The sequence below is a fragment of the Yersinia sp. 2540 StPb PI genome (assembly GCF_052217165.1).
Lineage (GTDB): Bacteria > Pseudomonadota > Gammaproteobacteria > Enterobacterales > Enterobacteriaceae > Yersinia > Yersinia enterocolitica_E.
This window is the reverse complement of sequence record NZ_JAZGQC010000001.1, coordinates 1,691,445-1,715,320: the sequence shown is the minus strand read 5'-3', so window position 1 is coordinate 1,715,320 and position 23,876 is coordinate 1,691,445. Positions and strand designations below refer to the sequence as shown.

Sequence of the window (23,876 nt, the reverse complement as noted above, 5' to 3'; positions counted from 1 at the left end):
TATTACCAGATAAGTCCGGAGAAGTACGGAAAGCCCGCATTCCACCTAGGTTTGCGGGTTTTTTTGTGTCTGTAGTAGTCCGAGGATATCCGGCTAAATCCAGTAAACATTGGTACACGTTTAGGTACACGTTATAATGTGTACCATTAAACGTGTACCAATTATGGAAAAAGGCTAGCTATGGCGCGAATAACACGCCCTTTATCCCACAATGAAATTTTGAAAGCCAAACCTCAAGATAAAGACTTCACTCTGCATGATGGCAATGGTCTATTCCTGCTTGTTAAAACGAGTGGCAAGAAGTTATGGCGTTTACGCTATCAACGCCCTGCCAGTGACAAACGTACAAATGTTAGTCTTGGGGCATATCCCGCACTCTCATTAGCCGATGCGCGACAAATACGAGATGATAAACTAACACTACTCGCTCGTGGTATTGATCCCCAAGAGAAAGAAGAGCAACAAGCTGAAGAACGCCAGATAGCCCAAGAGAGTATTTTTCAGAATGTTGCACAAAAATGGTTTAGCCTAAAAAAAACACATGTCAGCGAAGAACACGCAAAAGATATTTGGCGCTCCATAGAGAAAGATATTTTGCCATCTATCAGAAATACCCCGGTGCAGGATATCAAAGCGAGAACGTTGATACAGACGTTAGAACCAATCAAAGCACGTGGGGCATTAGAGACGGTCAGGCGATTGGTGCAACGTATAAACGAGATAATGATTTATGCGGTAAATGTAGGCTTGATTGATGCTAATCCTGCATCAGGTATAGGTAACGCTTTTGAACGCCCTAAAAAGCAGCATATGCCAACCATAAGGCCAGAAGAATTACCCAAGCTAATGCGTACTATAGCCATGAGCAATCTATCGATACCAACTCGCTGCTTACTTGAATGGCAATTATTGACGCTGATACGTCCCGCGGAGGCATCAGCAACAACATGGGCAGAGATCGATATTGAGAATAAGCAGTGGTGTATACCTGCAGAACGGATGAAGGCAAAGCGCGATCATATTGTTCCACTGTCAGAGCAAGCACTAGAAATACTCGAAATCATGCGTCCTATTAGTGCCCATCAGGAATATGTATTTCCTAGCCGTAATAATCCCAAAAAACCAATGAACAGTCAGACAGCAAATGCGGCATTAAAACGTATCGGCTATGGTGGGAAACTAGTTGCACACGGCCTACGCTCTATTGCAAGCACTGCGATGAATGAAGCTGGCTTTAACGCCGATGTTATTGAGGCTGCGCTGTCGCACAGTGACAAGAACGAAGTCAGAAGAGCATATAATCGCTCGACTTATTTAGAACAAAGAATAGACTTACTAAGTTGGTGGGGATTTTTTTGTACAAATCAAATTCAAAAAGGATAAAAAATGAAAGATGATTTATCAAAAGCATTTAAAGCCAAGGAATTATATGACAAGAATATAAATTTTCTTTTCGGTTCCGGTGCCTCTGCATCATATATTCCCACATTAAAAATAAAAGATGATTTAACATATGAGGATTTACTAACTAACAAAAAATTATAAGATGGTAGAAGATTTCATTTACTATCATTACTGTAAAACAATACTAAAAAAAAGCTACTGCCTTAAACCTCTACAATTAAAACAAAAAATTAGTTTCAGAAGAACATTGATTGATTACATGCGGTTTATTAAATTACTTTCTGAGTTAATAAAAAATAAAAGTGCGAATCAAATACGCCGAGCGAACATTTTTACAACTAACTATGATCTCTTTATGGAAAGAGCAGCAGATAACCTATCAAATAATTCAAGTTTTATTTTTAATGATGGTGCTCGAGGCCTAAATGTAAGACACTTAAGCATTAGTAATTTTCATACTTCAACTTGGCATCAAGGCACTAACGATCTTTATAAATTCGAGATCCCTACGATCAACTTAATAAAAATGCATGGTTCAGTATCATGGAATAAAGTTGGTGATGATGCAATAAGAATTATATATCCATCAAAATATCCTGATTTATTAAATATTAAATTGGAAAATCGCGATAGTCTTCTAACATCTATTGATATAATTGAAGAACAGAATATTATAGACGATGCTGATGTAGCATTATCACTCTGTGAAAATGATAAAAACTTACTAAAACAGTTCAGGGTTAAGTATGATAAACTTGCAATCGTGAATCCAACTAAATTGAAATTTGAAGAAACCGTATTGCAACAACATTATTATCAGTCACTTAGATTATTAAGTTATGAGCTTGAAAAACCACAAACTGTTTTAATCTGTTTTGGATTTTCATTTAAAGATGAGCATATAAGAGAAATAATTAAACGATCACTTAGCAATCCCTCTCTCGTAGTATTTATTTTTTGTTATAAGCAATCCGATAAAGGTGAAATAAAGAAGTTACTAGCAGATAAAAAGATTATTTTTATTTACCCTGACTCTAACACTGTTGAGAATAATTTAAACTTCAAAAGATTTATCAATTGTATATTCAGTAAAGACGAGTCTTTGCCTTTAGAGGGACTTATATGCAATTTGTAATTGGGAATATCACTTCGGTGAAAGGAACATCTATCCGTGCTTTGATTTTACCAAACCTTTATCAAACTACCTACATATATGATGGAGCTTTATATAGGGGTGTATCTATAAACGAGTTTATAATTATAAAAAAAGGTTATCATAAAATAGTAGGTAAAATTGAAGGCGAAGAAATATTAGAAAGTAAATCTTATTCAGATGTAAAATCTAATATGGATAGATATGATCGATTTATTGATATTAAAGTAATAGGTTATGTTGATAGAGACAAATTTCATCCTGGAATAAAATATTTACCAATGATCCAAGATGAACTTTTTTTGATTTCTGACAAGATAATTTCAAGTATATATACGTTTAGCAGCAAAGTTAGTATTAAGCAAATTCTAATTGGAAAGTCTCTCTTAGAAGAAATACCAATATACATACCAATAAATGGTTTATTCAATACACACATTGGTATTTTTGGAAATACAGGAAGTGGAAAATCAAACTCATTAGCAAAAATATATACTGAGTTATTTAAAAAGATCGAAGGGAAATTAGAATCAAAGTCATCATTCTTATTTATTGATTTCAATGGTGAGTATAAGCCGATTCATAATCAATTCAAAAAAATCAGTACTTACATTGAGCTTAATACGCATGAGCGGGAAGGGAAAGATAAGTTAAAGTTAACTCATACTGAATTTTGGGACTCTGAATTATTATCTGTTTTATTTTCAGCAACAGAAAAAACTCAAAAACCATTTTTGAGCATTCTAGTAAGGAATAAAGAAAAATATAATGATGGCCTCAACAATTATTTCCATGAAACATTAAAGGTTATGTTTGGGCAAAACCAACATAGGGAAACAATAAGTGTCCTTCGTTCAATAATTAGTATTATATCTCCGAAAAATGAAGGGGCGATTTATACTGAACTTTCTCAATTCAGTTGGTTTTCCAGAGGGGAAAATAACAAGTATTACATTAATGGTTCGTACCCTAATTCTCCAGAAGAGTATCTAGAAAAAACACCTGAACTAAAAAAGATAAAGATAGATACTACTAAAATTTCTGTTTTTGAAAATTTAATCATACGTTCAACTCTTCAACTTATACAGTCTGTATCAAGAAACTACGTTCAATACGAGCATATTAGTCCATTAATAAATAAAATAATGGCCTCAGCAAAAACACTTGAGAAAGTTATTGAAGTAGTAGAAGGCGTAAATTCAAAACAGAAACCATTGACATTCATATCCTTGAGGAACTGTAATCAAGATACAAAAAAAATGATTCCAATGATGATTGCTAAATGTTCTTTTTCAGAACACAAAAAAAACAACAATGGAAATTCTAGCTTTCATTTAATTATCGATGAAGCACATAATATATTATCAGACACATCTAATCGTGAGTCTGAAACATGGAAGGACTACAGATTAGAATTATTCGAAGAAATAATTAAGGAAGGTCGAAAATTTGGATTTTTTGTAACCATTGCTAGCCAGCGCCCAGCAGATATATCTGCGACAATTATTTCTCAATTGCATAACTATTTTTTACATCGACTCGTCAATGATAATGACCTGTTTCTACTTAAAAATACGGTAAGTAGTTTAGATAACGCATCAAGATCTCTAATCCCTAACTTACCTGCTGGGGCATGTGTTATTTCAGGAACTGCTTTTCACACCCCATTAATAATACAAATTGATCGATTAAATAAATCAGACGCCCCGCAGAGTGATACTATTGATCTTGATAAGTTATGGTAGCTTATCCGCCCCAGCGCGCAATGGTCCCCCGCCTACGCGCTCTGACTTTATCATGCACTTTTCATGCATGGCATAGAGAGCCTACAAGCCCTTGTGGCGCGGTGTTTCAGATGTTTTTATGCTGGGGTGTTGCATGCAAAATCATGCACTATATGCATGCAGTGCTCTTTTTGGCAGGCTAGCCAGAGAAAAAGCCCTCAAACGGCAAGGGCAAAGTGGTGAGAGTGGGGAAAAGTCCCTGCCTTGAGAGGTTACAGGCAGGGTGGGATTATTAATGAATTCGTGCGTTAGAACCGTAGCGATTTAATACTTTTCGCTCTGGTAGAATAACAGCGGGTATTATTTCTGGCTCTTTAACCGGAGGGCTAGTGATTATTTTATCCACACTCTCAATCGATTTAAAGGTACAAGAACATTCTATATTCTGACACTGATAATATGCCTCTTTGGTCTGCTCTGATAAATAGCGACTGGCGCGAGTATGAGACGCATGTTTACACACTGGGCAACGCATCATATTAGCTTTCCTCTTCTTGCTGTAATTTTTTTCTTTTTATAATTATCTCTTTGGCTAATTTAGAGCAAGAAGCCGGGCTATTGTATAACTTCCAGTCCACTCCATCTAAATTAGGCCTATTCCAGCCGATTTTATCTAAAGTTGAGTCTGGGTATATTGAGATCTTATGACGCTCCGCAACATCTACTAATATCCGCCCTACTTGTCGTTCCATTATCTTATCCGGGGTTTCATAACCAAGCTGATTTTCGTTGCCCTCATCAGCTAGTGCTAGAGCACGTAATTTCAACTTAATAACCCTTATCAGAGATGAGGGGAGTTCCAGTAAAGCCTGTCGCCATTCTTGTTCAGCATAAATTTTAAAGTTATTTTTATAGGTATTTTCAAGTTTTTTTGCTGAATAACAACATGCCAGCATCGCTGAATCTTTATCAAGCTCCAGCTCTTTGATTAGTGTTGAGAACTCCTTAGCTAATTCTTTTTGTGAGATTCGCTGACCATGCTGTTCTTTCAGCTCATCGGTCATTTCACCGCGCATATTACGAAACAAGCTCCGCCAGCTACTTTCCGCCTGCTTGCCTTTTATTTCTGCTTCTTGTTGTTGCTCATGGCAACGAGTAATTGCGGAGGTAACTTCATTCAGTATTAGCATGTTTTTCTGATGTGCTGCTTTCGCCACTTCAAAATGTTCCAAAGGGGTCATGTCAGGGATCGTGCTCATTGGTATAACTCCGTTTCAGTCAAGGTGGAGTCATTTTGCAAGCTCTCACACAACGCCTCAATCAATGCCCGTTGTGCCATTTCCCATACAACACACTCTCAAATCAAACTAAAAGGGCTATAAAAATAATAGTTTTATAAAAACTGTTCACTACTCTTCACTTTAGGAAAAAAGTATTAATAATCAATAAATAAAAGGGTGAACAGTCCATTTAAAACTATTCACCAAGTGTTCACTACTGTTCACTTGGTTAAAAAGAGCTTTTTCTCTGGCTAGCTTAAAAAGTAGGCCAAATCCTCACTGTTGTGCTCAACCACCACCACTCTTTTTAGAGCATTTTAATATCAATCAATGTCTTTTAATTCATTTTAGCTTTAACGACTCAGTACAAAAAAACACCCCTTCCACACATATACCCGAATACACCCACATAGACCCAGAGAGTCAAATACCGTCATTTTTACGCGTGTTTGTTGTGGTAAATCACACAACAACGGCTTGTTGCATCAGGTAAAAATATTCTCACAATAGGGGGTTACCCAACTGAATCCCAGCAAACCCGGCGGTATATGGCCGGACAACAACAAGGTAGCTTTTCATGCTTGCAATGACCCAACAGGCTCTATCCAATACGCCACCACCCATGGCAACACACTACCCGCGTGACCGCTTTATGCGTCTGCCGGAAGTGATTAACACCACCGCATTATCCCGCTCGACCATTTATGAACTGATTAGCCGTGACCACTTCCCCGCACAGATTTCCCTCGGCGGTAAGAACGTCGCATGGCTGGCCTCTGAGATTGAGGGCTGGATGGCAGAGCGTATTGCTAACCGTCAGGGGGTATCAGCATGATCACCCTAAAAATCGGCGAGCAATTCTTCACTCTGAATGATGGAGACGTGCAATACATCGCTGAGGCGTTCCAGATTGCGCAGCAACAACCCGGCCTTGCTTTACCCAAGTACCGCAGCCAGCTAAACGGCGTGGTGCAAGTGATGTCGGGCAATGCGGCAGGCACGCCAGCGCAGGCCAATTTCTACGCCCGTGCCCCCGTACAGCCCAAGCCTGATATTCAGACTGACTGTTAAACCGATGACGCTCATCCCGCATAAAGGGCTTTTCTCTGGCTTGCATTTTTTGCAGGCCTTGCGTTATAGTCGCCGTGCTGTCGCAAAATCGACAGCCGGGCGTGAGAACCCGTGTTACTTATTGGCGACACAACACGCGCCAGGCGTGTTTTTTTATGTCGTGGCCTCGGCCTACCAGTTTTTTGCACAGTGGTTTCGACATCACTGTCGCTATCAAGCAATGGTGGCTCAGGCGGGGCAGCCTTCGGGCTGGCCGGTTTCCAATAAGGCCGGTTTCTCACCCCCGTCTGGGCTACCACCCAAGTGTGAGAACTTCCGTGGTAGCAATAACCAATACTTATTGGAGGCTGCCACTATGGCTACATCCCTCACCCCGTTACACCCGCAATTTATCTATCTGTTTGCTGCTGTTCGCCGTACTGAATTAACGGCGCGTCCCTGTATGTTGCGTACCACCGCCAGCAGTGAGAAGAATGCCCGCCTGCGTTTAACCCGTGACTACATCCTGTCGTTTGCTGGCCGTCTGCCGCTGGGGGAGGTCGCATGAATACCCTTGCCGCCCGTTCTCTCAGCGATACGCAGTACACCATTCCTCACGCTGATTTCTTACGCCTCCAACATGCGCACAATGTCGGCGTGACGTTCCTCGACATGCTGGAAGCACAAACCTGTCTGCTACACGGCATTACCCCACCGTCGCCTGAATCGTTCGCCTCAATGGTGGCGTTACTGACTGACCAGCTCGGACAGGTGATGAACACCTGCGAATCACAAATCTTATCCCGCATGGAGGCACCTATCGTATGAACACCATGAATCAATCCTGTCTGCCCGTTGAAGTCCGTACCGCTGTTTATCGCCGTGCGTTAGCCCATGCCTATCTGGATACCTGCGTGTCTCACGGGGTGAGCCTTGGTTACTCGTTGGATGAATTGCAAATGGCGATTGCGATGGATATTGAGGGCTACTTTGTGCGCCAGCACGGGCCAGAAGCCGGTATGGATATGGCCTGCACTATGCTCAGTGACATGGTGCAACCGGATATTTTGCTGGCTCCGCCACGCCTGACAGTATTGGGGCAAAAAATGATGGATGAACTGTGCCAAGCGCAGATAGCCACAACCCGCAAGACTACCCTGCACTGAGGAGAAACAGAGAATGACAACATTAAACGTTTCAAAAACCTCACGTGCAGCCACCGGCCAGTGGCCGGTATTGCTCCCGGCGCTTGGTATTCATATCACCGCCGGAGGGCGAGCGCAGCCCTGCCCGATGTGTGGCGGTAAAGACCGTTTCCGCTTTGATAATTTGCAAGGGCGTGGCACATGGTTTTGTAACCAGTGCGGCAGCGGCGATGGCCTGAATCTGGTTGAAAAGGCGCTGGCGGTCACGACCAAGGAAGCCGCCTGCAAAGTGGCCGAGGTGTTAGGGGAACCATCGACCCCTCCATTACCGGCACACAATGCCGGACAGGAAGCGCAGGAGAAAGCGCAAGCACGGCAGCAGGCCGCAGAACAGGCCAGACAGTTGCTGACTGTCGCCCAACCACAGGCCGGGAATGCCTATCTGACCACCAAAGGTTGGCCAGAGCTGGAGACGCTGACATTACACGGTAAACCGTTGTGTGTTGGGGGTATTACCTATCAACCCGGCGACCTGTTATTCCCCCTGACTGACAGTAGCGGTGAAGTGGTTAACGTTCAGTTGATTAACGCCGACGGTGACAAGCGCACACTGGCCGGGGGACAAGTGAAAACAGCCTGTCATTCTTTGGCCGGACAGGATAACGCCGTTATCTGGCTGACTGAGGGCTATGCTACCGGGCTAACGGTGCATCATCTGACAGGGGAAACGGTGTGTGTCGCGCTCAGCGCTAACAATCTGCCCGCACTGGCGCAACAGTTGCGTACCCACTACCCGGATGCATTGCTATTGTTGGCCGCCGATAATGACGAGAACGGCACCGGCCAGAGCCGCGCAACAGAGGCCGCCCAATTGAGCGGCGGTAAGCTGGCGTTGCCGTCGGTTGTCGGTGACTGGAACGACGTTTATCAGCAGCAAGGCAAACTGGCTACTCTGACCCAGTTACAAGCATTCAATCAGCCGCAACAGCCCAGCCCGTTTGATACGCTCAGTGACGCCGACCTGAAAGCCATGAGTGCCAGTGAAAAGGCCGAACTATTAGCAGAGCACTATCAGCACTTATTGGCCGTACCACAGGTGGGTGAAGACCTGTGTCGCTATGAAAAAGGGGCGTGGCAGGTGCTGCCATATCGGGTTCTCAGTCGAGAGATTGCCGCCCTGTTCCAGAAAATCCGCGCCCCATTCTCAGCGTCAGGGATTAATAGCGTACTCGATACGCTCAAGCTGATGGTGCCACAAATGGGAACACCCGCTCGGCACTTGATAGGTTTTCGTAACGGGGTATTTGATACCACTACCGGCCAGTTCAGCGCACACCAGAAAACGCACTGGTTGCGTACCGTGAACAGTGTGGATTACACCCCGCCCAAAGCCGGGGAAAATCTGTCCGACCATGCCCCGCACTTTTGGCGCTGGTTAACACGGGCCGCCGGGCAACAGCATGAGAAACAGGAGCGTATTCTCGCGGCGCTTTATATGGTGTTGGCGAACCGCTATGACTGGCAACTGTTCCTTGAAGTGACCGGGCCGGGTGGCAGTGGTAAAAGTGTGATGGCCTCCATCGCCAGCTTGCTGGCCGGTAAAGACAATACCACCTCGGCTACCATCGATACGCTGGAGTCATCGCGGGAACGTGCTTCCGTGGTGGGGTTCTCACTGATTATCCTGCCAGACCAAGAGCGTTGGAGTGGTGATGGGGCTGGCATTAAAGCCATTACTGGCGGTGATGCCGTTGCCATAGACCCGAAATACCGTGATGCCTATTCCACTCATATTCCGGCGGTGATTCTGGCCGTCAATAACAACCCAATGCAGTTCAGTGACCGCAGTGGCGGCGTATCCCGTCGCCGGGTTATTTTGCCGTTCCCGGAGGTTATTCCGGCCAATGAGCGCGACCCGCTATTACTGGCGAAAATTACCGGTGAACTGGCAGTGATAGTGCGCCACCTGATGCAGCGCTTTACCGCCCCCAATGATGCTCGTGCGCTACTCGAAGCACAGCAGAACTCGGATGAAGCACTGGAGATTAAACGCGGTGCTGACCCGCTGGTCGATTTTTGTGGTTATCTGCTGGCCGTTAATACCCCCAATGGCCTGTATATGGGGAATGCCAACATCATCCCGGCTAACCCGCGTAAATACCTGTATCACGCTTACCTGTCATTTATGGAGGCGCGCGGCCATCAACGGCCAATGAGCCTGACCGCATTCGGGCGCGCTGTGCCACAAACCTTGAGCGAATATGAAATAGCCTTATTAAAACGTAAGACCAATCAGGGGATGCAAACCAATCTGATATTAAGTGAAGACTGCGAGGCCGATTGGTTGCCTAAATGTGAAGCACATTGAATAAACAACATCACGATCGTTTCTACCGATCAATATGGCGTTATTGATCTGCCTAACCCATTGGACGCTATCAGTTACGACACTTATAGTTGCGTTGTACAAACCTCATACATCCAACACCGGGGAGCAATGTATCAGTGTGTACTCGGGCCTGCTTGCAGGCCTTTCTTTTATCCCCAATTCGTCCCACATCTCTTGGCACCTCAAAAATAATCACACCGGCCTGGGCCGGTGTTTTTGTATTCAATGGCCGACTGTTCACAGCAAGTGACTAGTTTGGATAAACTCGTCACTAACTCATCACCATCTAATACATTGTATTTAAATGATTAAATTCAAAAGTGAACAGTGTGAACAGTTTTTCTATAAATCTTTTTTTTCCGTAAGGTACCTTACAAATACATAAACTAGCAGCAGAGAAATCCATTAATAAACACAGCCTACTTCACTGTCAGTTTCAATAATTGGTACACGTTTAGGTACACACAGAAAGTTTGAACTCAATTTTTATCAATAAATACAATGTATTGATTAATCTATTCAGCGTCCCCCAGCCCACTTTTGATAGGACAGTGACCGGACAGTATCATATAAACCAGTGACTTATGATAAATGACCGGACCAAGCACTGACCTAGTTTGGACCAAAAAGGATACGTAAAAGATACGCGGCTCCTTTGAAGATTAAAAAGCCTCTGCTAACCCAGAGGTTTTTTTTCGCCTATAGATCGCCGTCATGGGGTGTCGGAGGTTCAAATCCTCTCATGCCGACCAAACATCCCAAAGAAAACCAATCCTTTAGGGTTGGTTTTTTTATGTCTTAAATTTGTGGCAGGGAAATTTAGGGGAAAGCCAAGGGAAAAACTCCGTCATTTATTTTGCATAATCACCGATCCATTTAACGACTATAATTACCCCACATCCTACTTCTGAGGTTGTGCCATGTGTGGTCGTTTCACTCAAATTAAAACCCGTTATGATTACCTTGAATTTCTTGCATCTGAATTAGAATTCAACGGTGCTCTCGATCCCGTTCCTATTGGCAGATACAACGTTGCAGCAGGTACCCGCGTTCTGATTCTCAATCAGCGTGAGGATGATGGTTTTGTAATAGTAACTGCGGACAGTGATTCGGGATTGGTGGACATTCATGATCGGCGCCCTGTCGTCTTACCACCAGATGCCGCTCGTGAATGGATGAATCCGGATACTTCACCAGAAAGAGCAAAGGAGATTGCTTTGGAAGCGCTGACGTCAGCAGAAGAGTTCGACTGGCATCCAGTGATAAAGAAAGTAGGCAACATTCGTAATAATGGCCCTGAACTTATCGAGCCGTTGGACGCTCTCTTTCATCATTCACCTGACAATAGGTAGCTCAGACCAGCGAGTCGTGTAAACTGGCGATAGCATCTCACGTTTCATCTGCCATGCTTTCTGTATGCCTTGTCCGGCAAACCACACCTTTCCTTTGCCTTACCTATTAATATCGTCAGCGCTGCACTGTTAATTTTTGGCTGATTATCATCAAATAATCCTAATTGAGCGATGCCCTGGCTGTAGAAATCACCTAGCATTACCCCGCCATTTTGATAACGATAGCATTTCCTATATCGCTGATAATATGGAATCAGGCTGGTTCTGCTGTAAACCGATAACCGGTAGTATCACTGCTGAAAAAACTAAATTTTATGCCATTAAAAATGGTTGAGCTTGGTTCATTATCTTTTGTGCTGCTCTTATTCATTGCCATCAGTTTCATCATTATTATTCCTGGCTCACCCGTTTTCATCGTATTTTCTCCCAGCGTGGCGGAGAAAGCAGAAACAACCACAGCGCCAATATCTATACCAGATTTAGCAGTCCCATCGCCGCTTGTTATCAGGGTTATCTCTGATAATTTTTGACTGGGTTTGTCGATCGTTCCCACAATAACCAAATGATCATTAAAGGCATAATTGAACGTATTGTTAACGCCATTTTTTTTAAAATTAATTTTTAGTCTAAGCGAACTATTAGACGTTTCTAAGTTGGCATTCATTCTTTTTTCAAAAATGTCCGGGCTAATACCCAACGTCTTTATACTTTTATTATCAGGGTTGCGAGGTTCCTCTATAAGCACTTGAGGCGCGATTGATTTGGTCTTTTCTTCATGCTTATCAATTGTTTTTTCTGGTATAGTCGTTGTGACGGATGAGCGAGAGTTGGCTGATGTCAATATTGTCTCTTCCGGTATCGGGATTACCACAATAATCAAAAAGGTAAAGGCAACAACTGTACCAACAATAACCCCACTTGTTTTACTCACCCAGTATCGATGACCTTTATGAATGAAATATTTTGCTAAAAATTTAGCAATAATCACCCAGATTACTAGTGTTGCTATTAGTATTAATAGTTCTTTCATTTAGACTCCATTCGCTATTATTTGGCTTTAACCTGTTTACCACTCTGAATATTTAAGGTGGATTTAATATTGAATTAACTCAGAATTAAAGTCTGTTTTGTTGTGATATACCATCCCATAACAGCAGAGATCTACCATAGATCTCCGTCCCAGTCATTGAATTATCGTTATTTGAGCTTGTGCTGATATTGCCTGTCCGGTTCCAGCAGACAAACGACTTGCTGTCATTGAAAGTTTTACCGGTGTGTGGTGGAACATCCCGCAGTCATAAGTTGTATGATCCGGTATAGTCTAAGTCCCGCCAGAATGTTAGCTTTCTACAGAAAGTACCGATACTTCGATCCACTAGATAAATATTTCAAATGAAAAGCCACCGGCTTATAAGGCCAGTGGCTTAAACTCGTAGGTGGTTAAAATCGCTGATGAGTATCCTTCTTTGGATACTTAATCGAATACGCCATTTATTACTGATGCAACAATCGCTGTACTTAATGCAATAAGTACTAAGTCATTGCCAACTATACGCCACTCATATCCTGGGTAAGAAGGTAGCTGCCCCAGTAAAGATGCAGGGACTGCTTTCTTAGCGATGCCTGGTGGGAGCGGCTTACCCCGTGCCAGATTTTTAGCGATACCGGGAGGTAATGACTGATAACCAGTCAATCCGTAATTAACAGCTAATGGGCGCACACGGTCATAGGTTAGATTCACTGAAACTAAATTATCACTACCATTTTTGGCTTTATTCCCCTTATTAGCGGGCCCATTGCCCCCACTATTACCGTGGTTTCCGCCACTGTTTCCGTGTCCACCGCCATTCCCATTACCGGGATTAGCTATGGAAGGGGTTGAAGATAACGCTAGAGAAGCAATCAGCGCTAATGCGATCACAGACAAACGGTGCTTAAACATTTTCTATTACCTTTGCTAGTCGCTATATATAGATTAAATCTAGCTAATCCTATCTATATAAGCCATATAGAATGGTCTTATTTCATACAATGAGCGGTAGCTGTTAAATACTAAACCTAAGAACACCACCATTAGCAAGATAACTAATAGACGTCGCACCATATTTTGATCCCCCACCTTTTGGTGAGACAATTATTCAGGCATGAGGAATATCCTCATGATTTCCATATTGATGTTTATTTGCTATAAGAGTTAACTGAACGCACATATTGAGATAGAGGACCCTGTTATGCTCATTTATGATGTTTTTGGTCGCCGTTTGGGTGTTAAAAGTGTTGCCAATGAATGGCAGCTATTCCGAGTAGATTGCAATGAGGGGAAATCATCTCGAATATATGACGTCATTATTCCTTCATTTTTGACTGAGGAAGAAATAGCTGGGTGGTTAGCTGATATCTACCATGAAGCCGCGAGTGAAAAACACCCCGATGTAAAAAGGATAAAATGAGTCACTACAAGGGATGTTGGATAGAAATAATTGCCGCCACGGAACAAATACCACCAGCCAAGCTAGCCTTAACTTTTGCGGTCATTTATACCTCGGCCTCGACTTTTTTTAATGCTTTACCAATTACCTCAACAGCCGCTGGGCGTTTATCCCCGTATCACTTTCCTACATGGGTATACGTTTAGGTATGCGACACGGATCTTAACTCAATTTTTATCAAAAAATACAATATATTCAAACTCCCAAAAACATAATAACGAACTCTTTTTATTAGTTAAAAGGCCTCAAAATCGAGGCCTGAAAAATTATAGCTAATACTGTTAGTTTATTAAAATTTAATAAATCAAATATAGATATCTATATTGCCATCTTGTGCTTTTATCTGGTCTACGTTCTCAATAGCACTACTTTTCCCATCATGCTTTTGCTGCGCTTGTTGTGCCTGACGACGTAACAACTCAGCCAGTTGCTGCTGTAACATCGTTAATTGAGCTTGAATACTTTTTCGCTGATCTTCTGACATATCAATGCCATCTTTGAGTTTTTGCGTAACCTCAGCGATTTTTGCTATTACATTCTTTATCTGAGATGCCAAATCATTTCCTGCACTTGCAGTATTCTTGCTGCCATTTCCCGTCGTTGCTGCTATTGGTAAGCTCGCATTTATACCCATCGGACATATCCTTATCACTCACTAAGTCAGTATAATGATTATCGGCAAAGGGCGACTTTATGTTAATAATTTCAGCAATCCAAATATGACCCCAATCTATAGCCACGCTGCTCAATGGCTTGCTTTAATGCCGGCGACGTCAGCACCTCCAATTCGGTCAAGCGTGGATAACAATAGCCGCTGGTCATGAGGATGTTATCAACAAACGCCGGATGGCACATAATCTCAAGTGAGTTAATTGCTTTTTGACTGGCATTTTCCAACAACCGCAAAAATGTCTGCTCAGATAAAGCCTCACCATAAAAACCGGCATCGAACCACTCACTGCTTCGCGGGTTATCAAGCACAATCTCATGCCGCTGTACTTCATTGCGATCAATACGCAGCGGAAGAGATTTCTCGTGGGCAAAAGCAACAACCAGCGGATAAATTTGCGGCAACATATGTACATGATGATGGCTGTCGATGTGAGTGGGTGCACGGCCGAAGACGGCAACAAACTTATCAAACTGAGCCGCCAACTCCCGAGCTATCTCGCCAGGATTCAGCTCACCCGCTTCGGCGCGTTGCCACAACCATTTGCCCAGAGCACCGCTGGCATCAACTAATGATGGCATTGACGTTAACGGCCGCCCGTAAGTGAGAACAAAATGCATCCCCACAGGCAACGTTGGATTTTGCTTACTCAGTTCCGCTGCATGATAGATATCCGCACAATTCATCATCGCTGTAGTCGATGAGACAACACCATGCCGGAATGCTTCAATGATTCCGTAACTTTGACCTTTGCATAGACCAAAATCATCAGCATTAACAATAAGTAACTTTTCCATTGAGGGTACCTTGTCAGGCCATTCCAGTAGCAGTTATCTGGCCGGAAGCTAATCGGATAACCCCTCTCTGACGCAGTTGAATTTTTTGCGATAGTTCCCCGGCGTAAAAGAGGTGAGTTTTTTGAAGTTTTTAATAAATAACGTGGTATCGCTGTAACCTGCTTCAAAAGCAATGTCAGAGACCAGATAATTGGTCATTTCAAGTTGAGTTTTAGCAAAGTTAACTCTGATTTCATTGATAATCTGCATCGGCGTTTTTTGGTAATAACGGCGGGTAGCGCGGGTCAAATACTCTTGGGTTTTGCCAGACAGTTCGATCATATTCACCAGCGCTTTTTCACCAAACATCGACTTATCATGCATTTTGTCGATACTGGTCTTCAGCCACAGCGGAATATCGTCGTTAGTGTCACTTTCTTTATGATGGCTGATGCGGTTAGTGACATAAAAAGTCAGCAGTTCTACCAGTTCAGTAAGCTCATCGTCCCTAAAGTGTGGCGCAGAAATTGCCGATTCAATATAAGAGAGAAAATCACCCTTTAGGCGATAAGCCTGAGAGGCCACAATAGGCCGCGATAATAGATGAGAATAGTGCTCTTCAAAGAAGGTTTTACTTATTCCCACATTCAGAATACGGGTGGCACCAAACTCATAGAAACTTTTATGATGGGATCCCATAGGAATAAAAACAAAATCGCCGCGCTCTAAAAAGACTCGCTTACCGTTTATTTCCTGATAACACATACCGGTTAATATCAACGTATATTCATAATAATCATGCTGATGTAAGCCGGTGGCACTTTCCGTTTTATTATAAATAAACAGATGGAATTCTTTTCCGTTAAAAAAGTCTTTTTGACGTACTAACCTGACTTCCATCTTATTTACCTTCACTCTCGTTCAAAATAGCCAATGTGTTAGACAAAATTCACTGTAACTTTCGATGCAATTCGATCAACTCATCAATTAACTCTCTGGCTAACATGGCCGTCATCAAATGATCCTGAGCATGTACCAGCACCAATGTTACTTTGGTTTTCCCCTCACCTTGATCAGCTTCAATCAGCCTGGTCTGAACTAAATGTGCTTCATTCAGCGCCAGGCGAGATTGCACCATCAGCTCATCCGCTTGGGAAAAGTCACCCGCCTTGGCTTGTTTCAGAGCCTTGTAAGCCAAACTTCTGGCTTGCCCGGCGTTGATAATCAGCCCCATAACCACATCTTCCATCTCATCGGTAGGCTGCACCTCACCCACGATTTTATCTAAATCAAACATGCTATTGTTACTCCGTAAATTAAAGCCATTAATTAAAACCATTCTGCCTGGCGACATCAGCAAACCAGTAGCCACTTTGTTTCAATACTCGCGTCTGGTCGGCGATATTCAACCGAACTAAACCATAGCGGTTTTTGTATGCATTGAGCCAAGACCAGCAATCAATAAAGGTCCACAGATGATACCCTTTGCAGTTACTGCCCTCTTGTAATGCTTGATGTAGCCACTGCAAATGTGCACGGATAAATTCAATGCGATACTGGTCATCAACCCTACCTGATGGCGTGATAAACTGCTCTTCGCCCTCAACACCCATGCCATTCTCAGAGATATAACACGCAATATTGTTATAATTCTCTCTTAGATTTTTCAGGATGTCATACAGCCCTTTTTCGTAGATTTCCCAACCACGATGCGGGTTGATTTTGCGCCCGGGCATCGCATAAAAACTGAACAAATCCTCCGGCGTTTTCACCAGCCCTTGAGGGGTTGGGATATCTTTCGCCTGAACTCGTCTTGGCTGATAATAGTTAACCCCTAACAGATCAACGACGCCCGCCGCAATGCACTGGCAATCACCGTTTTCAATTTGTGGCAATAAGTCGTGCTCTCGCAGCAACGTGATCAGTTCATCAGGGTAAATACCCTTGGTGACGGGATCGAGGAAGCTACGGTTAAGCAATAAATCGGCATGATTAGCTGCAATCAGGTCTGGCGCACTGTCGGAGCGAGGATAGGTCGGGGTGAGGTTCAAAATGATACCAATTTCACCCCCCTGCTTTAGCTCTCGGTAGTTTTGCACCGCGTTGGCATGGGCCAATACGCTGTGATAAGCGACAGTCACCGCACGTTTAAAGTCAACCACACCAGGGTAATGCAGGTCGTTCAGGTAACCGGCTTCAACAGGCACAATCGGCTCATTAAAAGTAAACCAATGCTTTACCCGATCACCAAACAACATAAAGCAGCTTTTGGCATAGCGGCCATAGGCTTGCACAACCGCACGATTTTCCCAACCGCCTTTCTCTTGCATACACAATGGCATATCAAAATGATAAAGATTGATAAAGGGGGTAATTCCCTGCACCAATAGGCTATCGATAACTGCGTTATAAAACGTGACAGCTTTGGGGTTAAGCTCACCGTCACCCTTTGGAATCAACCGCGACCATGAAATCGATGTCCTGAACGTGTTATGGCCCAGTTGCTTTAATAGCAAAATATCTTGCTGATAGTTATCGTAAAAGGTGGAGGTGTTTTCAGGACCAATCTGACCATGAAAACGTTCCGGTGCAATTTCGTACCAATAATCGAAGATGTTCTTGCTCTTACCATCCCGCAGTGACGCCCCTTCGGATTGGGCTGCGGAGGTGGCACTGCCCCACCAAAAATCATCGGGAAATTGATACTTCATTCCGGCCTCCAGCCTTATACGATAAACAGATTTAACGCTTAGAATTTCAAGCTATCAGCAATCTCTTCTTCACTTTCAACCTGACGATCTATCTCGCTCTGCGCCTTATTGGCAATTATTACGAATGGCAGATACATCAATGTCGCTATACCTAAGTTGAATAAACTTAATAACATCGCGGCAATACTGCCGTTGGTATTGAAGAAGGCACCTAAGCCGACTGGCATGGTCCACGGCGCAATATTGGTGATTGGCGGAATAAGGCCGGTGTAATACGCCACTGAAGTGATAATTGCTAATACCGGTTGAACCAAGATGAACGGAATAAAGAACAGCGGGTTCATTATGACCGGCAAACCAAATAGGATAGGTTCATTAATCTGGAAAATACTAGCCGGTGCACCCAATTTTGCTACCTGACGATAGTCTTCACGGCGAGAAGCAATAAAGATGGCAATAACCAGTCCAAGTGTTGCGCCAGTGCCTCCCAAGAAGATATAGGAGTCAACAAACGGCTTAGCCCACATATGGAATTCTTTACCGGCGGCCAGCGCCGCAGCAACAGAACCATACTGGGTATAGGTTGCAACGTTCTCCAATGCAAATGGCATCATAATGCCACTTTCCAGTGCAGATAAGGCCATCGCACCGTGTATCCCGAAGAACCACAGCAGCGAGGAGCACATGACATACACCCATCCCACAACACTGCCCATTTTCGACAACGGTGCTGAAATGGTGTCCATAATGATCTGGTGGAAGTTGGTGCCATGCAATCCAAGGGCATAAGCAATCACGCCCATGATGGAAAGAATGATAAACCCGGGAATCAATGCAGAGAAAGAACGGGAAACTGATGTCGGCACACTGTCTGGCAGGCGGATAACCCAGTTACGTCGCACGATAAAGGTAAAGAGCTCTGCAACCACCAAACCGATGATGATACCGGAGATGATATTCGCCCCTCCCAACCAATTAGCCCCGACGGCATAGGCCTCGCCAACACTGTATGGCGTCACGGTCATAAAGGCAGCAATTGCCAGCAGAGCCGCAGCCAGAGGATCGACCCTTTTCTCTTCAGCCAACGCCATACTGATAAAAAATGGCGTCATTAACGACATAATACCGAGAGTACCGTTATAAACGTTGCCGCCTATCGCTTTAAAACCATTGAGCATAGTAATGGTATCGGCATCTAACCGTACGCCCATTGAGAAAAAGAACGATCCTTCGCCAAAACTTAAGAAAACGTTGTTGATCAGTACAAACATGGCACCCGTCAGGGTTAACGGCATCAGCCGAATAAACCCATTCTTGATAGCATTAATGTGTTGCTGTCTGCCTATTTTAATAGCAAAAGGCAAGATGACCCTTTCCAGAGAATTAATAAATGCGCTCACAGTGCACCCCTTATTGTTTTGCTTTTTTTATTGCGGCTACGGCAGCTTTTAATACCCCCAGACCGTCGACTTTGCCGTATAGGAGCGCGTCGATCACTTCAACTGGTTTATTGGGGAACATTTTTGCAACTTCAGGCAACATGTAAGCGATTTGTGGTCCTAACAAGATGACATCTGCTTGGGCACCATGTTCTGCGGCCAGGGCCTCGGGGTAAGCATTGATAATCACTGGCACCTCATACTTCTCTGCTTGTACTTTCATTTTGGAAACCAGTAGCGAGGTAGACATACCGGCTGAGCAAAATAGATAAATTTTTTTCTTTTCCATACCCAACACCTTTTGATGTTCAAAAGACACACGTTAACTGTATGCCAGTGCAATGGTGAATTCCCTTTATCTGTACTTTATCGTGCCCCTTGCCCAGCCCCATTGTTTCTGGTTGTCGGCAGTATATGGCGTTGATAGTTAAGACAGTAATTCAACTACTCATATAATCATCTCTAATTGACTTTTCACATTGATGCTCTTCACATTTCTAAGCAAATGCAATGTGATGTTTATCGCAAAATTATGATTCTTTTTCTCGGCGAATTAAGTTTAATGTAGTTATATATCATTAAGTTAATGATTATTCACTCATCAATGATGGATTTCTCGTACTCGCAATAGCCATGAGTGGCTGGCAGCATCATTAATTAGGACACCTTATCGGTTTGCAGAATTGTCTGAACTTAACCTTTGCCACTTTTTCGTCTGCTCAGCTTGTGAGCTTTTTTTGTGAAACGAAATCGGAATGCACTCCTCAGCATGGCACTGGCTACAGTAATATAGTCGCTGATTTTACTGGTGTTATTCGCTGACTTGCCCTTAATACTCTAAAGTTAACAGTTGTTGGCATTTTAAAGGAGCAACTGATGACAATATTGGGAAATAGAACACTGGGCTATAGCTTGAGTGCACTGTTATTTAGCGTATTTGTTTCGATGACCGCCCTTGCCGCTCCGGCAGTGACCGTAACGGAATTACAGGATGGATTGGATCATCCATGGTCACTGGCATTTCTGCCTGATAATGGGGGAATCTTAATCACTGAGCGTTCTGGGCAATTACGTTTATGGCAAGCAGGGAAGCCACTATCAGAACCTTTAAAGGGGGTACCAGAAGTCTATGCCAAGGGGCAAGGTGGTCTGCTAGAAGTGGCATTATCACCGACATTTTCTCAGGATCGCCGTATATACCTAAGTTTTGCTGAAGTGGGAAAAGAGGGTAAAGCGGGCACCGCCGTGGGTTATGGCCATCTTAATCCTCAGGGGACAGCCATTGAAAACTTCAAGGTATTCTTCCGCCAGCAACCCAAATTATCTACCGGTAACCATTTTGGTGGCAAATTAGCCTTTGATAAACAAGGCCATATCTTTATTACTCTGGGCGAAAACAATCAGCGCCCTACGGCTCAAGACTTAAGCCTACATCAAGGTAAAATCGTACGTCTGACACTTGATGGTAAGGTAGTAAAAGATAATCCATTTGCCAATAAGTCTCCGGCAAAGCCAGAGATCTGGTCCTATGGCCATCGCAATCCACAGGGTCTGGCGCTTAACCCATGGACTGAAGTGATGTGGGCTAATGAGCATGGTCCTAAAGGCGGCGATGAAATCAATATCCCACAGGCCGGGAAAAACTACGGCTGGCCATTAGCCACTCATGGTGTTAACTACTCAGGTTTAGCCATTCCAGAGGCGAAAGGTACCCATGTCGAGGGTACCGAGCAACCGGCCTATTACTGGGAGAAATCACCCGGTATCAGCGGTATGGCCTTCTATGACGCTGCCCGCTTCCCCACCTGGCAACATTCACTATTTATCGGGGCATTGGCACAGAAAGAGTTGATTCGCTTGCAGTTGGATGGCGACAAAGTGATTGCAGAAGAGCGTTTACTGGGTGATCGCGGTGAGCGTATCCGCGATGTCCGGGTCGGGCCAGATGGTTATGTCTATCTGCTAACTGATGAGAGTGACGGTAAACTACTGAAGCTAGGGCTGGCAGCGGACTCATCACCCAAAGCAAAATAAGGGTTTTGCCCCTAAAAAAGCCGGAGAACATCTCCGGCTTCTCACGTTATCACCGGTTAGCGGTCCGAAGAGGCCTGCCATAAATTAAGCTGCCCCTCGGCCACATGCTGATCAATCGCACGTAACTCTTCAGCACTGAAACTCAGGTTAGTCAGGGCTGCACAGTTTTCCTCCAACTGCTCTGGGCGGCTGGCACCGATCAATACCGAGGTCACACGATTATCTTTCAATAACCAGCTCAATGCCATTTGTGCCAATGATTGCCCACGTTGTTGAGCTAATGCATTCAGTGCCTTGATACTGCGCAAATTGGCGGCTGATAACATATTTTCCTTCAACGAGCCGCCCGCTTCTTTTTTCATTCGAGAATCATCGGGAATGCCATTGAGGTATTTCCCGGTCAACAACCCTTGAGCCAATGGGGTAAAAGCAATACAACCCACCCCCTGTTGCTCCAGCGTATCTAACAAATGAGTCTGCTCAACCCAACGATTCAAAATATTGTAGGAGGGTTGATGAATAAGCAGCGGAACCTTCCATTGTTGCAATAGCTCAACCATTGTGGCGGTACGCTCAGAAGAATATGAAGAAATCCCCACATAGAGTGCCTTGCCACTTTGTACCGCCTGAGCCAGTGCCGAGGCGGTTTCTTCCATTGGCGTATTTTCATCTACACGGTGCGAATAGAAGATATCAACATAGTCCAGCCCCATACGCTGTAAGCTTTGATCCAGGCTGGCAAGCAGATATTTGCGCGAGCTGCCCGCACCATACGGGCCAGGCCACATGTTATAACCGGCTTTGGTCGAGATTATCAGCTCATCACGGTAAGGCTTAAAATCGTCGTGCAGCAATTTACCAAAATTTTGCTCGGCAGAGCCAGGAGGTGGGCCATAGTTGTTGGCCAAATCAAAATGAGTAATCCCCAGGTCAAAGGCTTTGCGCAATAATGTACGTTGTGATTCTAATGTATTGTTAAAACTGAAGTTATGCCACAGCCCAAGCGATAACGCCGGAAGCTGCAAGCCACTTTTTCCACAAAAACGATATTGCATTTGGTTATATCGGGAAGGGTCTGCTTGGTAGGGCATGATGGCTCCTGTCTCTGCTTATCGGATTTTTGAAACGGCATTTCTATTTTAACGCCATCCTTTGTCCCTGCAAGTGATACCCCCCACGCAATCGGTATAAAGTTCTATCGTTGGCAGCAATAGCAATATAGTTTCACTGGAGAACAATACAGAGGATGAACTATATTAACTTCCGGTTATCTTGTTCGCCGATCTTCATTTTATTTATATTAGTTCCGCTGATTAAACTCGAATAAAACATAATACTTAAGGCCGATAACTCGCCATATCCGAACGATCACGTAATTTATTTATACTACAATTATTCTTATTCTGACGAATTACCATTGAGGGGGTTGTTATGACGGCAATCGATGTAATGTGGGTTGGATTTGGTGGCGGTATCGGATCACTTTTACGTTGGTGGATAGGGCTGAGGATTGGCAAAATATATCAAGGTAATTTTCCCCTAGGTACTTTTTTGATTAATATTTCTGGTGCATTTGTTATTGGATATTTGAGTATTCTCTTTAGTGTTGACTGGCGTGATCGCTATGGTGATTTAATCAATGCAGCGGTACTGACCGGTATTCTTGGCGGTTATACCACCTTTAGTAGCATGCAATTGGATGCAGCAAAACTGGCCACTGCTCGTGGTAGAGCAATGGCTGCCGGATATTTAATTATTTCTGTCATCGTCGGTCTGGCGGCAGCGGCATTGGGTGCCTGGTTGGCTTATTAATCAGAGGGAAATGTTATGCTAAATCTTATTATTTTAGTCTTTGTTGGTGGTGCTTTTGGTGCCATGTGTCGCGAGTTTATTATGTTATCCGTGCCGCGACTGGCCGACGGCTTCCCAATGGATATTTTTGTCGCCAACATTATTGCAGCATTTTTATTAGGGCTGGCTACCTCTTTATTTAAAAAAGATAAAATTAACCAATATGTGCATTTGATGGTCGCAACCGGGATCATGGGCGGTCTTTCAACCTTTTCCAGTTTTGTCTTTGGTGCGGTCGAAATGATGAAGAACCCTGGCGGAATTTTAGTCTCAATCTGTTATTTGGTCGCCAGCCTGATCATAGGCTTCATCGCGGTTGAATTAGGTTTGATGGTTGGCCCTAAAGAAAAACCAAAAGACCCACATGCAGCTACCCAATAAATACTCTCCAACAATAAAACACCCTCAA

27 protein-coding genes and 1 pseudogene are annotated in these 23,876 nt (G+C 43.7%); 15 read left to right on the top strand and 13 right to left on the bottom strand.

Features of this window, described 5'->3' with window-relative positions:
* Window positions 1–180 precede the first annotated feature (180 nt).
* The 4 genes from V1956_RS07805 (at window position 181) to V1956_RS07790 (ending at window position 4,302) form a co-directional block, all read left to right on the top strand.
* Window positions 181–1,383 carry an integrase domain-containing protein gene (locus tag V1956_RS07805; protein WP_338679945.1) on the top strand — a complete coding sequence of 401 codons (1,203 nt, stop codon included), beginning with the start codon at window positions 181–183 and terminating at the stop codon, window positions 1,381–1,383.
* A 3-nt stretch (window positions 1,384–1,386) separates the two neighbouring features.
* Complete coding sequence (locus V1956_RS07800) at window positions 1,387–1,545, top strand: hypothetical protein (protein ID WP_442824991.1); 159 nt, start codon at window positions 1,387–1,389, stop codon at window positions 1,543–1,545.
* Window positions 1,546–1,759: 214 nt separating this feature from the next.
* Window positions 1,760–2,539 carry a hypothetical protein gene (locus V1956_RS07795; protein WP_442824990.1) on the top strand — a complete coding sequence of 260 codons (780 nt, stop codon included), beginning with the start codon at window positions 1,760–1,762 and terminating at the stop codon, window positions 2,537–2,539.
* Window positions 2,527–4,302 carry an ATP-binding protein gene (locus V1956_RS07790; RefSeq protein WP_442824989.1) on the top strand — a complete coding sequence of 592 codons (1,776 nt, stop codon included), beginning with the start codon at window positions 2,527–2,529 and terminating at the stop codon, window positions 4,300–4,302. Before V1956_RS07795 ends, V1956_RS07790 begins: the two co-directional genes overlap by 13 nt.
* 271 nt (window positions 4,303–4,573) lie before the next feature.
* Here V1956_RS07790 and V1956_RS07785 read toward each other — a convergent pair whose 3' ends face one another.
* Both V1956_RS07785 and V1956_RS07780 read right to left on the bottom strand, forming a co-directional pair.
* Window positions 4,574–4,819: an ogr/Delta-like zinc finger family protein gene (locus V1956_RS07785; RefSeq protein ID WP_442824988.1), complete on the bottom strand. Its 246-nt coding sequence runs from the start codon at window positions 4,817–4,819 to the stop codon at window positions 4,574–4,576.
* A 1-nt stretch (window position 4,820) separates the two neighbouring features.
* On the bottom strand, window positions 4,821–5,540 hold the full coding sequence (locus tag V1956_RS07780; RefSeq protein ID WP_042547993.1) for a hypothetical protein: 720 nt from the start codon (window positions 5,538–5,540) through the stop codon (window positions 4,821–4,823).
* Window positions 5,541–6,138: 598 nt separating this feature from the next.
* Here V1956_RS07780 and V1956_RS07775 point away from each other — a divergent pair.
* From V1956_RS07775 to V1956_RS07745, 7 genes are all read left to right on the top strand, one after another.
* Entirely contained in the window at window positions 6,139–6,396 is a 258-nt protein-coding gene (locus tag V1956_RS07775) for a helix-turn-helix transcriptional regulator (RefSeq protein ID WP_025381895.1), read from the top strand.
* On the top strand, window positions 6,393–6,632 hold the full coding sequence (locus V1956_RS07770; RefSeq protein ID WP_241916160.1) for a hypothetical protein: 240 nt from the start codon (window positions 6,393–6,395) through the stop codon (window positions 6,630–6,632). Before V1956_RS07775 ends, V1956_RS07770 begins: the two co-directional genes overlap by 4 nt.
* A 4-nt stretch (window positions 6,633–6,636) precedes the next feature.
* Window positions 6,637–7,179, top strand: a complete 543-nt coding sequence (locus tag V1956_RS07765; protein WP_442824987.1) for a host cell division inhibitor Icd-like protein — start codon at window positions 6,637–6,639, stop codon at window positions 7,177–7,179.
* Complete coding sequence (locus tag V1956_RS07760) at window positions 7,176–7,439, top strand: hypothetical protein (RefSeq protein WP_050328778.1); 264 nt, start codon at window positions 7,176–7,178, stop codon at window positions 7,437–7,439. The genes V1956_RS07765 and V1956_RS07760 overlap by 4 nt, the downstream gene beginning before the upstream one ends.
* Window positions 7,436–7,777, top strand: a complete 342-nt coding sequence (locus V1956_RS07755) for a DUF5375 family protein (protein ID WP_442824986.1) — start codon at window positions 7,436–7,438, stop codon at window positions 7,775–7,777. The genes V1956_RS07760 and V1956_RS07755 overlap by 4 nt, the downstream gene beginning before the upstream one ends.
* 13 nt (window positions 7,778–7,790) lie before the next feature.
* Window positions 7,791–10,124: a primase-helicase zinc-binding domain-containing protein gene (locus V1956_RS07750; RefSeq protein WP_442824985.1), complete on the top strand. Its 2,334-nt coding sequence runs from the start codon at window positions 7,791–7,793 to the stop codon at window positions 10,122–10,124.
* Window positions 10,125–11,065: 941 nt separating this feature from the next.
* Window positions 11,066–11,497 carry an SOS response-associated peptidase family protein gene (locus V1956_RS07745; RefSeq protein WP_442824984.1) on the top strand — a complete coding sequence of 144 codons (432 nt, stop codon included), beginning with the start codon at window positions 11,066–11,068 and terminating at the stop codon, window positions 11,495–11,497.
* Here V1956_RS07745 and V1956_RS07740 read toward each other — a convergent pair.
* The 3 genes and pseudogenes from V1956_RS07740 to V1956_RS07730 all read right to left on the bottom strand — a co-directional run.
* A pseudogene (locus V1956_RS07740) lies at window positions 11,480–11,721 on the bottom strand (DUF4113 domain-containing protein); the annotation flags it as partial. The gene V1956_RS07745 and the pseudogene V1956_RS07740 sit on opposite strands and share 18 nt — an antisense overlap.
* Before the next feature lie 29 nt (window positions 11,722–11,750).
* A complete protein-coding gene (locus V1956_RS07735) occupies window positions 11,751–12,527 on the bottom strand; it encodes a hypothetical protein (protein WP_372559704.1) in 777 nt (258 codons plus the stop codon).
* A gap of 444 nt (window positions 12,528–12,971) precedes the next feature.
* On the bottom strand, window positions 12,972–13,439 hold the full coding sequence (locus V1956_RS07730; RefSeq protein ID WP_372559705.1) for an anti-virulence regulator CigR family protein: 468 nt from the start codon (window positions 13,437–13,439) through the stop codon (window positions 12,972–12,974).
* A gap of 289 nt (window positions 13,440–13,728) precedes the next feature.
* Between V1956_RS07730 and V1956_RS07725 the strand changes: the two genes are divergently transcribed.
* Entirely contained in the window at window positions 13,729–13,947 is a 219-nt protein-coding gene (locus V1956_RS07725) for a DUF7661 family protein (protein ID WP_372559706.1), read from the top strand.
* Between the two features lie 343 nt (window positions 13,948–14,290).
* On the opposite strand, the gene V1956_RS07720 is transcribed toward V1956_RS07725, so the two are convergent.
* From V1956_RS07720 to V1956_RS07690, 7 genes are all read right to left on the bottom strand, one after another.
* Complete coding sequence (locus V1956_RS07720; RefSeq protein WP_083163089.1) at window positions 14,291–14,620, bottom strand: FlxA-like family protein; 330 nt, start codon at window positions 14,618–14,620, stop codon at window positions 14,291–14,293.
* Between the two features lie 71 nt (window positions 14,621–14,691).
* On the bottom strand, window positions 14,692–15,453 hold the full coding sequence (gene chbG, locus V1956_RS07715) for a chitin disaccharide deacetylase (protein ID WP_442824983.1): 762 nt from the start codon (window positions 15,451–15,453) through the stop codon (window positions 14,692–14,694).
* 48 nt (window positions 15,454–15,501) lie between these two features.
* A complete protein-coding gene (gene chbR / locus V1956_RS07710; protein WP_083163087.1) occupies window positions 15,502–16,332 on the bottom strand; it encodes a transcriptional regulator ChbR in 831 nt (276 codons plus the stop codon).
* A 49-nt stretch (window positions 16,333–16,381) separates the two neighbouring features.
* Window positions 16,382–16,729, bottom strand: a complete 348-nt coding sequence (chbA, locus tag V1956_RS07705) for a PTS N,N'-diacetylchitobiose transporter subunit IIA (protein WP_083163086.1) — start codon at window positions 16,727–16,729, stop codon at window positions 16,382–16,384.
* A 28-nt stretch (window positions 16,730–16,757) separates the two neighbouring features.
* Window positions 16,758–18,143: a glycoside hydrolase family 1 protein gene (locus tag V1956_RS07700; RefSeq protein WP_442824982.1), complete on the bottom strand. Its 1,386-nt coding sequence runs from the start codon at window positions 18,141–18,143 to the stop codon at window positions 16,758–16,760.
* A gap of 38 nt (window positions 18,144–18,181) precedes the next feature.
* Window positions 18,182–19,543 (bottom strand): PTS N,N'-diacetylchitobiose transporter subunit IIC, encoded by a 1,362-nt coding sequence (gene chbC, locus V1956_RS07695; protein WP_083163081.1) that lies wholly within the window; start codon window positions 19,541–19,543, stop codon window positions 18,182–18,184.
* Window positions 19,544–19,553: 10 nt separating this feature from the next.
* Window positions 19,554–19,871 (bottom strand): PTS sugar transporter subunit IIB, encoded by a 318-nt coding sequence (locus V1956_RS07690; protein ID WP_005276021.1) that lies wholly within the window; start codon window positions 19,869–19,871, stop codon window positions 19,554–19,556.
* A gap of 587 nt (window positions 19,872–20,458) precedes the next feature.
* Here V1956_RS07690 and V1956_RS07685 point away from each other — a divergent pair.
* On the top strand, window positions 20,459–21,616 hold the full coding sequence (locus V1956_RS07685; RefSeq protein WP_372559709.1) for a PQQ-dependent sugar dehydrogenase: 1,158 nt from the start codon (window positions 20,459–20,461) through the stop codon (window positions 21,614–21,616).
* Between the two features lie 56 nt (window positions 21,617–21,672).
* Here V1956_RS07685 and mgrA read toward each other — a convergent pair whose 3' ends face one another.
* A complete protein-coding gene (gene mgrA / locus V1956_RS07680) occupies window positions 21,673–22,707 on the bottom strand; it encodes an L-glyceraldehyde 3-phosphate reductase (RefSeq protein ID WP_372559710.1) in 1,035 nt (344 codons plus the stop codon).
* Window positions 22,708–23,047: 340 nt separating this feature from the next.
* Between mgrA and crcB (V1956_RS07675) the strand changes: the two genes are divergently transcribed.
* Complete coding sequence (gene crcB / locus V1956_RS07675) at window positions 23,048–23,428, top strand: fluoride efflux transporter CrcB (RefSeq protein WP_442824981.1); 381 nt, start codon at window positions 23,048–23,050, stop codon at window positions 23,426–23,428.
* 15 nt (window positions 23,429–23,443) lie between these two features.
* A complete protein-coding gene (gene crcB, locus V1956_RS07670) occupies window positions 23,444–23,848 on the top strand; it encodes a fluoride efflux transporter CrcB (RefSeq protein ID WP_372559712.1) in 405 nt (134 codons plus the stop codon).
* Window positions 23,849–23,876 lie beyond the last annotated feature (28 nt).